Below are 12,011 nucleotides of genomic sequence, written 5' to 3'. Positions count from 1 at the left end.
AAAGGCGAGGGGGATAAGTCCCGCACGAGGTGTCTCGTGCGGGACTGGATATCTTATTCGAATACTGCAGAAGGGTTGTCGAGGCTGTCGGAGCCTTCGAATGCAATATTTTCCAGCTTCAGCACCTGAACAGCACGCTGAATGGAAGATGTCTGGTCAACCAGGCTATCGATAGCAGCCTGTACCACTGCGTTACCCTCTGTGTTTCCTTCACCAATCATCTGGTCGTAGGATTCAGTGGTTTCAGCGCGGGTTTTCATGGCTGTAAAGGTGCCGAGGGAAGCATTCAGCTTGCCTTCCAGCTCAGTTGAAACAGCGGAATCTGCCTTCGCAAGCAAGTCCTTAAGGGAAGCGCCTTCAACAACAGAACCATCAACGCGGGTGTATTTACCCTGGAATACGTTGTTGATGCCAACCACGTCGTTGTAGTGGGACATATGGGTGTTGTCAGAGAAGCAGTCATGCTCTTCTTCAGGATCGTTCAGCATCAGGCCGAGCTTCATGCGCTCACCAGCCAGTTCACCATAAGACAGGGAACCCATGCCGGTCAGGATGGTTGCGATGCCTGCAGCTTCGCCTTTGTCAGCCAGCTCTTTACGTGCTGCGCCGTCGGCTTTCCATGCTGCGACCATCTCTTCCAGATCGGTGATAAGCAGCTTTGTTGCAGCCTGAAGGTAGTCTGCACGGCGCTCGCAGTTGCCGCCGGTGCAATTTGCAGTGTCGAAGTCAGAAGCAGGACGGTTGCCAGCACCTTTCCCCGTTCCGTTCAAATCTTGTCCCCACAGCAGAAATTCAATTGCGTGGTAACCGGTCGCAACGTTTGCTTCCACTTCACCAGCTTCCTGAAGCTGTTCAGCAAGCAGCGCAGGGGTGATTTCAGTGGCGTCAATTTCTTCGCCAGCGACAGTCAATTTAGTGTTTGCAATGATGTTCGCTGCGTAAAATGGGTTCTCTTCGGACTCATTGCCGTAAGCACCATCAACGTAGTCGATCAGACCCTCGTCAAGCGGCCAGGCGTTGACCTTGCCTTCCCAGTCATCAACGATCGCATTACCAAAGCGGTAAACTTCTGTCTGCTGGTATGGGTTACGAGCTGCAATCCATGCGCGGCGTGCGGCCTTCAGGTTGTCTTCAGTTGGCTCTGCGACAAGCGCGTCCACTGCACCCTGAAGGGTCTTCGCAGTTGTCAGAGAGTCTTCAAACGCTGCCTGGGCGATGTCGCCGTAGGTTGCAAGAACGTCAGAAGGAGTTGCAGCGACAGCAACAGTAGAAAGGCTGCCGAGTGCTACAGTGCCGAGCAAAGCGCCACGGATAAAGCTCATTGTAATCCCCTTAAATGTGCAGTGAATTCGCCTCGCGCTGCGAGCGGAAAATCCGGGCTGCACGAATTCAGTTTGCCAAATGTTGTCACGCCCTAAAGCGTGAGAAAACTGCGGCTATTTCATATTCCTGACTATTGTTGTCAAGTTTAAAAACGTGCACTTTCAGTAGTTTAGAGTATTTCTAAATATGAGTTTCAGTTGCAACTTATTGTCATTAAAAGCTTTTCCGCACTTTTGCAGTTGCAAATCATTCGCATAAATAAATGGGATAATATTGGGAAAATACGCGAATCCCCCGCTCAACTGTTACCGTTTGTTTGGCATATCTTGACTTCGCAGCACCTATGCGCTCTTACGGAACCTTCTTCAGGTACATTGCATTTAATTGGCATCAATCAGCCAGTCTGTCTGCACCAACAACGATAAGAACAGGGTATGGCAGCTCGATTAAACACGCTTGCTCAATTGATACTTCGTGGCTGGAAAGCAAACGCATTTCGCTTGCTGCTGGTTCACTATGCCTTTGTTTTTCTCGGTGCAGTTGCAATCACACCTATTGTTGCTGGTATCGGCAACTTCGTTATTGGCCTTTCCGGCAATGCAGTGCTGGCCGATTATGAGATCGCGTCTTTCTTTCTGTCGCCGATTGGGCTGCTCGGTGCGTTCTTCTTTGTCGTCGTCTTCATCGCCATGGCACTGCTTGAGCAGGTCGCTCTGCTCGCGGTGCTGGACAGGCAGGAAAGCGCGTTCCCTGCTGCACGTAATGCCCTGTTTTCGACGCTCAGCATGTTCCCCCGCCTTGGTATGTTTACATGGCGGCTGACACAACGCTTAGTGATGGCAATGATCCCGGGTCTTGTCATTATCGCACTGAGTATACTGATCTTTTTGCAAGAGCATGACTTCAGCTACTATCTCCAGTTTCAACCTGTTGAGTTCTGGATGGCTGCCTTCTTCATCGGAATTGGGGTGGCACTGGTTATCGTTATGCCACTCTACGCGATCCTCGTCTGGGGACTGTCGTTGCCGCTCGTGGTGCTGAGAGATCATCCTGTTGGCTCCGCCTATTCGCGGGCCCGGTTCCTCTCGCGTGGCCTCCGTCCTGTCTTTGCAGGTGCCGTCTCGCTGTGGTTACTTCTGGACATCCTCATCCATGCGTTCTTCCTGATCTCGCTGGAACTGATCGGCTCCTACGCCATTTCGTTTGGGGAGAGCTCCCCCGAGACATTGGCAGCGATCCTGGGCAGTCTCGTCGTGCTTCTGTTGGTCGGCAATACACTGATCAGTGGCGTGATGTCTGGCACTATGGCGTTGCTTTTCAAGGCAGCTTTGTTCGTTGCCGATGGAAAGGGGCACACGTTCTCTGAGGTGCCGCATACGCCAAAGCTGGAGAGTAAGTGGGCCAACCCACTGACACCTATGCGCCTTGCCGCTCTCATTGGAGTGGTCGGAACCATCGTGGTGCTGACAGGGACGTATTGGGTCTCAGCCGATCTGCCGCAAAAAGATGTCCTGATCATCGCCCACCGCGGGGCCTCCGCGCATGCGCCGGAAAACACCATAGCAGCACTGGAGCGAGCAATTGAGGACAAAGCCGACTGGATTGAAGTCGATGTTCAGGAAGCCGCAGACGGCTCCGTGGTCATCGCCCACGACAGCGACTTCATGCGCCTCATCAGCAAGCCAGCCAATGTCTGGGACCTGACACTGGAGGAAATCCAGGCTCTCGATGTGGGCGGATGGTTTGGGATGGAGTTTCAGGGTGAACGCGTCCCAACGCTTCGCGAGGCGCTTGAGATTGTGAGGGGGAAGGCAGTTCTCCTCATCGAGCTCAAATATTATCCCCGCAGCCGCAACGAACACCTCGAAAATGAGGTCGCACGCATCATCACGCAGGCTAACATGGAAAACGACATAGCAATCATGTCGTTAGAGCGATCAGCCCTCACAAGAATGCGAAAATTAGAACCAAATTGGAACATCGGCCTTCTTACCGCCACATCTATCGGTAATTTCTCCGAACTCAAAGGAAACTTCGTAGCCGTCTCCTCCGCCTCCGCCTCTTTGAACTTCATTAGAAGAACACAAGAGACCGGTAAGCAGGTTTTCGTCTGGACGGTTAACAATCCGTCTACCATGTTGCGCTACATCTCCATGGGCGTAGATGGAATTATCACGGATGATCCTGCACTGGCGCGTAACACCTTGGAAGAATATAAAGAAATGAACCAGTTCGAGCGGTTATTACTTCATACTTCTGTCCTGTATAATCTGAGCTTGAACTGACACTTAGACCGTAAGAATCTAGTATATGCCGTATCTTCTAGTAGTGTTTATGGGCGCGTTGCTGACTGCCCTCTCGATGACCAATTCTGCGACTTCCAAGCCGCCAGTATTGCTGCTGGGAGACCGCGACACTGTCAATGCGATTGTTGCCGAGGTTAACCTCCCTGACGACCGCCGTGGCCTCGTGCATGTCATTTTGGAAGATGCTCGTGTCAAAGCAGAGCGCCTGGATAGCCCAATTCTGCCGATTTCTGCCAGTGCAGAACCTCTCGTGGAGCTTCCTGCTGACAAGTTTTCACTTGAGCAACTGGATGTCGAAACGCGCAGTGAGCTCGTTGAAGTTCTCGATGAAGATCAAATGTCCGAGTTACATCGCGCAATAGAAGTGGTTTTGGCGAGTACTGATACCGTTAGCGTAGATTAATCTGAAATACTACGCTATCTACCTGAAGTAACAGGCCTATTACTCATCATCTTCGTTATCGTCCGGAATAGCAAGATCCACCGCTCCTCCTACGACACTTGTTCCAACCTTTGCAGTTGTTGTTACTGCAGTTGTAGCAACAGAGACCGCAGCTCCCCCGACTGAAACCACGGCACACCCAGAAATTCCGAGTAATACTGTAAAGATACTGGCTGTTATCGCGGTAAGTTTCATTCATTCCCCTCAAAAAACTGTCGTGAACCTCCTTAAAGGTCACCTATTTCACTTAAATTTGAGGGGTAAGAATTACGATTTCCCTACTTAATCCCTGCGCGCATGAAGCTCTGCACAAATTGTCTCTGAAACAGCAGGAAAGCGATCAACAGCGGACCTGATGTCATGAGCGTTGCTGCGTTGATAACGCTCCACTCCACACCTCCATCAACCGCAGCAAAGATAGAAAGTCCAACAGTGACGGGACGCGTCTCTACCGAGTTGGTGATAATCAGAGGCCAGAGGAAATTGTTCCAGTGGTGGCTGACTGAAACAAGCCCGTAAGCGAGGTAGGTCGGAATTGCCAGCGGCACGTAAACCTTCCAGAGCACTATTAAAGGTCCGGCGCCCTCAACGCGTGCGGCTTCATCTAACTCTCGCGGAATAGTCTTAAATGTCTGTCGCAGAAGAAAGATTCCGAACCCAGATGCCATATAGGGCAAGCCAATTGCTACGATGGTGTCTATCAGGCCAAGGTTTCGGATCATCTTGTAATTCTCGACAATCAGGATATCCGGCATCACAAGCAGCTGTAAAAGCACCAGAGTGAATAGGATATTTGAGCCGGGAAACTCAAAGCGTGCAAAGGCATAAGCTGCCAGAGTGCCCAAAACAAACTGCGCTATCAAAATGATCGTCACCAGCATGGTCGTGTTCAGGAAGTACTGAGCAAATGGAGCTGCTGACCAGGCTTTAGTGAAGTTCTCCAAAGTGAGCGGTGCAAACAACTCGAAGTTGGCTTCATAAGCTGCTGGATGGAATGCAGTCCAGATCGCATAGAGCAGAGGCAGGGCCCATAAGATCGCCAGTGTCCATGCTCCGAACGTGTTGAGAGCACGGTCAAAATCGAACTGGCGTGGACGTGTTGCTTCAACAGTGTTGGAAAGAGATAAGTCGCTCATCTGTAGTGCACCCGACGATCCATGAAGAAGAATTGGCCGATCGCAATGATCGAAAGAAGCGCCAGCATCACGACAGTCAGCGTGGCGGCATAAGAGGTTTGCCAGTACTTGAAGGCGACCTCGTAAATATAAAAGAGCAGCAAAGACGATGCGTTATCTGGCCCTCCGCCTGTCATGGTGAAGATGTGATCCACCAGACGGAAAGAATTGATAACAGCGTTGATAGATACGAACAAAGTTGTTGGCATAAGCAAAGGCCATGTGATTTTCCAGAAGAAGGTCCAACGACTCGCCCCTTCAATATCAGCAGCTTCTTTGTAGGAGGGTGGAATGGCCTGTAGTGCTGCCAGATAGAAGATCATGAAGAACCCGGCTTCTTTCCAGATAGTCACAACCATCATGCAAATCAGCACTGTTTCCTGCTGGCCCAGCCATGAGTTCTCGGGAAGCCCGAAGACACCCATGCGGATCTGATCGATCAACCCAAAGCCCGGCGTATAAAAGAACAGCCAGATATTTGCGACCGCGATCAAAGGCAACACAGTCGGTGCAAAGAACGACATGCGCACAAGACTACGTCCCTTAAGCTTGTCATTCACCCAGATGGCCATCAGCAGAGAGATGCCGATAGAAGCTGGAATGGTTGCCATCGCATACCAAAGGTTATTGACCAGCACTTTCCAGAAGGTTGGGTCCGCCATCAACTCCTCATAGTTCTGTAGTCCAACAAACTTGGTCGGCCTGCGCCCACGCGGAGTGGAGAAGAAGCTATTGATGATAGTGGTGATGGCCGGGAAGTGGGTAAACGCGAACAACATCACCATTGCTGGAGTGAGCAACAGCCACGCATAAATCCACTGCATACGTCTGGTCATCGGGCAACCTCTTGGAAAATGCTGGAGCGAGGCACAGAACGGCTGCGCCTCGCTGGGTCATATGAAATCAATGTGGCTTAGCGGTACTCAGAAAGAATGCGATCCGCTTCTGCCTGGGCACTTTTAAGAGCTTCTTCCGGTGTTTTCTTGCCGGTGATTGCAGCATGCAGGGCGTCGTTGAAGACACGGGTCACGCGCTGGTTCTGGTACGTGGAGAGTTCTGCAACGGCGTGCTTCAGCTGCTCACGAGCAACGAGTGCTGGCGGGAAGTCAGCTGCATAAGCCTTCATCTCGTCAGTCTCCCAAGCAGCTGGAGACGGCGCAACGTAGCCAGTCGCCATAGACCACTTCGCAGCCTGTTTCGGAGCAGTGATCCACTTCACGAAGTCTACAGATGCCTTTTTCTGCTCATCGCTGGAATCTTTGAAGATGTAGAAGTTACCACCACCGGTCGGTGCGCCGCGACGCTTGTTGGCTGGCAACATAGCAACGCCGAAATCGAACGGAGCGTTGTTGCGCACGTTGGTCAGGTTACCAGTGGAGGTCCACATCATAGCGGTATTGCCTTCAAAGAAGGCCTTTGGAGTAGCACCCCATTCGATGATGCCTGGAGCCATCACACCATGCTTGCCAGAAAGGTCGACAAGGTACTGCAGAGCTTCAACAACCTTTGGATCGTCAAAGTTGGTCTTGTTCCCTTCAGCGTTCGCCAGAATAGCGTCATTCTCGGTGGTCAGGCCCTGGAACAGCCAGTATGGGAAACCAGAGGAAGGAATGCGCACGCCCCACTGGGTGACGTTGCCGGAAGTGTCTTTCTTGATCAGCTTCTGGCCCATGGAAACCATTTCTTCCCATGTTGCAGGTGCTTTTTCAGGATCCAGACCTGCCGCTTTAAAGGCTTCCTTGTTCCAGTAGAGAACTGGTGTCGAGCGCTGGAACGGAATACCGTAAGTCTTCCCACCAGTTTGGGAGTTTTCCATGAAGGCAGGATAGAAGCTATTCAACCACGTCTTGTCTTCGTCAGAGTTTGCCACATCATCAAACGCAATAATCACGTCTTCATCGATCAGAGTGAACATGTCGACTGACAGAATTACAGAGAGCTGCGGAGGGTTGCCGCCACGCGCTGCGGTCAGAGCTTTGGAAACAGTATCCTGATAAGAACCGGCATAAACAGCATCGATATTCACGTTAGGATGAGCCGCTGCATATTCTGCTGTCAGTTCTTCAATTGTTGTCGCGGCTGTACCGCCAACAGCCACAGGAAAATAGAATTGCAGATCAACCGCATGAGCGCTGATCGCAGTACCAAGGGATAGAGCAGCAACAGAAGCTGCCAGACCTAAAGACTTGAAAATGGATTTCATAGGTTTATATCCTCAAATTGCCCTAGTAATTGGGGCACTCCAATGCGCTGATGCGCGTTTTTCAAGCCGGCTCGAATTGCACCTCGACCGGCTTGAATTCTTCCCGGCGCTTGCCGGTATCTCTCTGAAAGCTTGCAGGAATTTTATCATCCCAGGCCAGGCCAATGTTCTGCCCCGGGCTCAATTCGGTGCAGCCTTTCACGCGAACAAACAGCTTTTCACCGCCAACAGAACAATTAGCCAGCGTATCTGCCCCCATGTATTCAAGGCTTATCACCTGGGCCGGAACGCCGTTTTCACCAGTTAATCTGATGTCCTCCGGGCGCAGGCCCAGCAAACATCCTTTTGGTGCATCAGGCAGCAGGGATTGAGCCGTGACAGGGGTGACAGAACGAACCTTATCCAGCTCCACAATGTTCATCGGCGGAGTACCAATGAAACGCGCTGTAAACACGCTGGCAGGGCGCTCATAGATCACTTTTGGTGTTGCAACCTGCTCAACCTCACCTTTGTTCATCAGCACTACCTGATCGGCCATGGTGATCGCTTCTGTCTGGTCATGGGTCACATAAACCATTGTCAGCCCAAGCTGCTGCTGTAGTGCCCTCAGCTCTACGCGCATCTCCTGACGAAGCTTGGCATCAAGGTTAGAGAGAGGCTCATCCATAAGGCAAACAGGCTTTTGTGAAACGATGGCGCGACCTAGAGCAACCCGCTGTTGCTGCCCTCCGGATAACTGGGATGGCTTCCGGTCCAACAATTGAGAAATCCCGAGAAGATCAGCTGCAGTCTTCAGCCGCTCATCCCGTTCCGCTCTGCCTACTTTGCGCACTTTGAGCCCAAACAGAATGTTTTCAGCCACAGAGATATGCGGAAAGAGCGCATAGTTTTGGAACACCATAGAGATGTCGCGCTGGGCGGGGGAATGATAAGTTACATCCCTCCCGCCTATTGTAATTTGCCCGGAAGTCGCTTCTTCCAACCCGGCAATCAAGCGCAACGTCGTGGATTTGCCGCATCCACTTGGCCCCAATAAGACCGTAAAACTTCCACCATCCACGGACAGGTTGACATTGTCGACTGCCGTTGAGTCTCCCCAGGACTTGGTCAGGTTTGAGAGTTCTAGGCGAGCTGGATGGTTCAGGTTGCTCATAGAGTAGGCTCCTGTTTGCAGATTACGAGCTCTGCAGATGACTTCTCAATTATTGAAAGGATTGAAGCTGGCGGAGTTTCTTCGCAAAAGATCTTCGAAACATCAGTCAGAAAGCCAGCGCGAACATGGGCGAGGCGACCGAACTTGGAATGGTCCAGAACAAGAAATGATTGACGACAGTTCGCCAAAATGGCCTGACGGGCAGTGGCTTCATCCTCATTGAAGTCCAGAAGGGTGCCATCGCTATCCACGCCAGCAACGCCAAAGATGCCGACGTCAAACTTGTAGTTTTTGAAAAAACCTTCCGCGCTTGAACCAAGAACGTCTAGGTCGCCATGACGCAATCGGCCTCCTGCAATCGTAACTTCGCTGGAAGTATTCCGTAGTGCTGCAATGGCTACGTTCATGTTGTTCGTGAAGATCTTCAACCCCTCATGGGTATCAAGTGCTTCTGCAACAATCTCGGGCGTCGTGCCGATGGAAAAAGCAAGTGTTGCACCATCGTCGATGTACTCCGCAACAGAGTTCCCAATCGCGTTCTTTGCTTCAAAATTGAGGATCTTTCGGGCTTTGTAGGTGATGTTGCCCCTATTTGCCGGAACCTCGACGCCACCATGAACCCGTCTCAAAAGCCCCAGCTCGCTCAAGCGGTTAATGTCTCGACGGATCGTCTGGGTGGTAACCGCAAACTGCTCCGACAACGAGTCTACGCTCGCGAAACCATTGGACCGCACGAGAGAGATGATCTCTGATTGTCTTGTACTGAGCGCTGTTTCCATCACAAAAGTCTGCTTCAATCTGCAAATATGCTGTTCATATGAACGTCTACTATGTTCATATGAAACTTATGTGATATCTCATACTAATAAAAGTGAAGCTTGTTTTGGCTGGTTTTCTAGGTACTTATACCGACTCACTTAAACAAAAAAGCGCGCCCTGTTAGCAGAACGCGCTCCAAATCATCCAGATTTTGACAAGACTCAGGTGAGTTGAGTGAAGAATTTTAAGCGAGCCTTATGGGCTTCTGCGATGTGGTGACGTGCAGCTTTGTCTGCACGGTCACAATCCCGCTTGGAAATTGCATCCACAATCTCAGCATGTTCTTCAATCGCCAGACGACGACGGTCATCATCCGTCAGGGTCGTACCCGCGAGCAGCAGCAAAGATAGGCGCATATGATCAATCTGCTCAACCAGATAGCGGTTGTGGGAAGCGAGATAGAAGCGGCGATGGAACTCACGGTTTGTCTTGATCAGACGCTCTGCATCCGCAAGGTTCTGCATGTCGGACTCGACCATTTCCTGCAGAATTTCGATCTCAGCGCTTGAGGCGTGCTGCGCAGCAAGACGACCAGCAGTTCCTTCCAGAACTTCGCGCAGATAGTACAGTTCGCTGATCTGGTTATGGTCCAGACTAGGAATGACCATGCCGCGGTTTGGTTCATGAACAGCAAGCCCTTGCGCCTCAAGGCGCTTCAGGCCTTCCCGGATAGGTGTGCGGCTGACACCGAATTTCTCTGCCAGTTCAGCTTCTCTCAAGCGACTGCCGGGTTTCAGCTCACGGCTCTCAATCGCTTTAATGAGACGGCGGTAAATCTCAGCTCCATTGGGTGAATTGGCAGTCACATCTTATTCCCGGGATTAGTAAAGGCTTAGTTTGTAGCTTCCACATGCCAGCCTTCTTAAAGACGGGCAGGGCCACATAGGGGTCCTGCCAGTTTCTGTATCAAATTTCAATCAGGCATAGCACAGCCTAGTTAATAACTAGCATGCCTAAGTTGTATCTGGCTTACGCGCCACCAGCAGGCCAAGGGCCATGGAAGCCGGAACCTTCTTTGTCCGTACGTTCAAAGCCATGCTGACCGAAGAAGTCCCGCTGACCTTGAATGACGTAGGCAGCAGTCCGCTTCTGACGGATCATATCAAACGAACCAAGCGCTGCTGAAAGAGCAGGCGTAGGCACGCCGTTGGTGATGCTCAAGCTCAGCATATCGCGCAGACCAGGAACAGCATCTTTCATACGTTCAGCAATAGCAGGAGCCAGGTAGAGAGATTTCAGGTCAGGATTTTGGTCATATGCCTGCGCAATCTCATCCAGGAAGCGTGAGCGGATAATACAGCCCTGACGCCAGATGCGGGCAATGTCACCCATTGGCAGATCCCAGCCGTTTTCCTTGCCACCAGCAGCCAGCACAGCAAAACCTTCAGCGTAGGCTGCAATTTTACCGGCAATCAGAGCACGTTCACAGGCATCAATGCCTTCCTGCTTGAGTTCCCAAGTCAGCACTGCATCAGACTGCGGGTATAGTTCTGCAACTTCCTGACGGAGTGCGCGACTTGCAGACATGCAGCGAGCTGCAACAGCTGCATCAATGCCAGTTGCCGGAACGCCAAGCAGATGCGCTTCGACAGCGGACCAGCGACCAGTGCCTTTTTGACCAGCAGTATCCAGAATAACATCCAGAATTGGCTTGCCGCTCTCTTCATCAATCACACCCATAACGTTTGCGGTGATCTCAATGAGGTAAGACGCCAGCGGGCCTTCATTCCATTTGGAGAAGATCTCGGCTTGTTCCTGAATGCTTAGGTGAAGGGTCTCGGTGAGCACTTCGTGCACTTCAGCAATCATCTGCATGTCGGCATACTCAATGCCGTTGTGCAGGGTTTTTACAAAGTGGCCAGCGCCTTCAGGACCCATCAAAGCAACACAAGGTTCATCATTGTGCTTTGCTGAGATCGCTTTCAGGATAGGTTCGATACGCCCGTAAGCGGCTTCAGAAGCACCAACCATGATTGATGGACCGAAGCGAGCGCCTTCCGCACCACCAGAAACGCCCATACCAACAAAGGTGAATGGCGTGTCGGCCAATTCTTTGTAGCGGCGATTACTGTCGTGGAAGTCGCTGTTGCCTGCATCAATCAGAATGTCACCGTCTGTCAGATGGTCTTTCAGAACAGAAATCTGCTGATCAACTGGCTCGCCTGCGGGAACCATCAAAATGATAGGACGAGGGGCTTTGATGTTCGCTACCAGCTCTTCTGTGCTGTAGCAGGGAATAAACATGTCTTTGAGGTGTCCAGCCTTCTCCATGAAAGCTTGGGTTCCCTCTGCAGTACGGTTGAACACCGCTACTTTAAAGCCATTGTCTGCGATATTAAGAGCCAGATTGGCTCCCATGACGCCTAGTCCAACAAGGCCGATATCCGCCTGTGTCATCAATACTCTCCGCGCTGCAAGTGGTGCACAGACGCGCGCAACAAACCTAATCCAATAGCTAACTTGGCGATTGTATGCGCTTGTGCATCAGAAACTAGGTCTGTGGCATAGGTGAAAAACAGGTTTTTGCCAAGGTGAGAATAAGAAAATTCCGCAAAAGCCTAATAAAACTGCCGAAATAAAGCTTTTGCGG

The 12,011-nt window shown here is 51.3% G+C and carries 11 protein-coding genes; 2 read left to right on the top strand and 9 right to left on the bottom strand.

The annotated features are described in order from the left end of the window. Positions 1-53: 53 nt before the first annotated feature. Entirely contained in the window at positions 54-1,322 is a 1,269-nt protein-coding gene (locus tag PsAD5_RS27020) for an imelysin family protein (protein WP_063294327.1), read from the bottom strand. A 435-nt stretch (positions 1,323-1,757) separates the two neighbouring features. Here PsAD5_RS27020 and PsAD5_RS27015 point away from each other — a divergent pair, with 435 nt between their 5' ends. Both PsAD5_RS27015 and PsAD5_RS27010 read left to right on the top strand, forming a co-directional pair. Then, entirely contained in the window at positions 1,758-3,608 is a 1,851-nt protein-coding gene (locus PsAD5_RS27015; RefSeq protein ID WP_063294326.1) for a glycerophosphodiester phosphodiesterase, read from the top strand. 25 nt (positions 3,609-3,633) lie between these two features. Continuing rightward, a complete protein-coding gene (locus PsAD5_RS27010; RefSeq protein ID WP_063286324.1) occupies positions 3,634-4,032 on the top strand; it encodes a hypothetical protein in 399 nt (132 codons plus the stop codon). A gap of 39 nt (positions 4,033-4,071) precedes the next feature. Here the strand turns inward: PsAD5_RS27010 and PsAD5_RS27005 are convergent, their stop codons facing one another. The 8 genes from PsAD5_RS27005 to gndA all read right to left on the bottom strand — a co-directional run bounded on the left by PsAD5_RS27005 (position 4,072) and on the right by gndA (position 11,818). After that, positions 4,072-4,266: a hypothetical protein gene (locus tag PsAD5_RS27005; protein ID WP_063286325.1), complete on the bottom strand. Its 195-nt coding sequence runs from the start codon at positions 4,264-4,266 to the stop codon at positions 4,072-4,074. 83 nt (positions 4,267-4,349) lie between these two features. Beyond that, on the bottom strand, positions 4,350-5,207 hold the full coding sequence (locus tag PsAD5_RS27000) for a carbohydrate ABC transporter permease (RefSeq protein WP_063294325.1): 858 nt from the start codon (positions 5,205-5,207) through the stop codon (positions 4,350-4,352). Then, positions 5,204-6,082: a carbohydrate ABC transporter permease gene (locus PsAD5_RS26995; RefSeq protein ID WP_063294324.1), complete on the bottom strand. Its 879-nt coding sequence runs from the start codon at positions 6,080-6,082 to the stop codon at positions 5,204-5,206. Before PsAD5_RS26995 ends, PsAD5_RS27000 begins: the two co-directional genes overlap by 4 nt. A 77-nt stretch (positions 6,083-6,159) precedes the next feature. Further along, a complete protein-coding gene (locus PsAD5_RS26990; protein WP_063294323.1) occupies positions 6,160-7,449 on the bottom strand; it encodes an ABC transporter substrate-binding protein in 1,290 nt (429 codons plus the stop codon). A 61-nt stretch (positions 7,450-7,510) separates the two neighbouring features. Continuing rightward, positions 7,511-8,602, bottom strand: a complete 1,092-nt coding sequence (locus tag PsAD5_RS26985) for an ABC transporter ATP-binding protein (protein WP_063294322.1) — start codon at positions 8,600-8,602, stop codon at positions 7,511-7,513. Continuing rightward, positions 8,599-9,381: a DeoR/GlpR family DNA-binding transcription regulator gene (locus PsAD5_RS26980; protein WP_063286329.1), complete on the bottom strand. Its 783-nt coding sequence runs from the start codon at positions 9,379-9,381 to the stop codon at positions 8,599-8,601. The genes PsAD5_RS26985 and PsAD5_RS26980 overlap by 4 nt, the downstream gene beginning before the upstream one ends. Before the next feature lie 201 nt (positions 9,382-9,582). Next, complete coding sequence (locus PsAD5_RS26975; RefSeq protein ID WP_057463095.1) at positions 9,583-10,227, bottom strand: GntR family transcriptional regulator; 645 nt, start codon at positions 10,225-10,227, stop codon at positions 9,583-9,585. 163 nt (positions 10,228-10,390) lie between these two features. Next, positions 10,391-11,818, bottom strand: coding sequence for an NADP-dependent phosphogluconate dehydrogenase (gene gndA / locus PsAD5_RS26970; RefSeq protein WP_063294321.1), 1,428 nt, complete (start codon positions 11,816-11,818; stop codon positions 10,391-10,393). Positions 11,819-12,011 lie beyond the last annotated feature (193 nt).

The sequence above is a fragment of the Pseudovibrio sp. Ad5 genome, from assembly GCF_001623095.1.
Lineage (GTDB): Bacteria > Pseudomonadota > Alphaproteobacteria > Rhizobiales > Stappiaceae > Pseudovibrio.
Note: the sequence above shows the minus strand (reverse complement) of the source record. Positions and strands in the feature narration are given on the sequence as shown.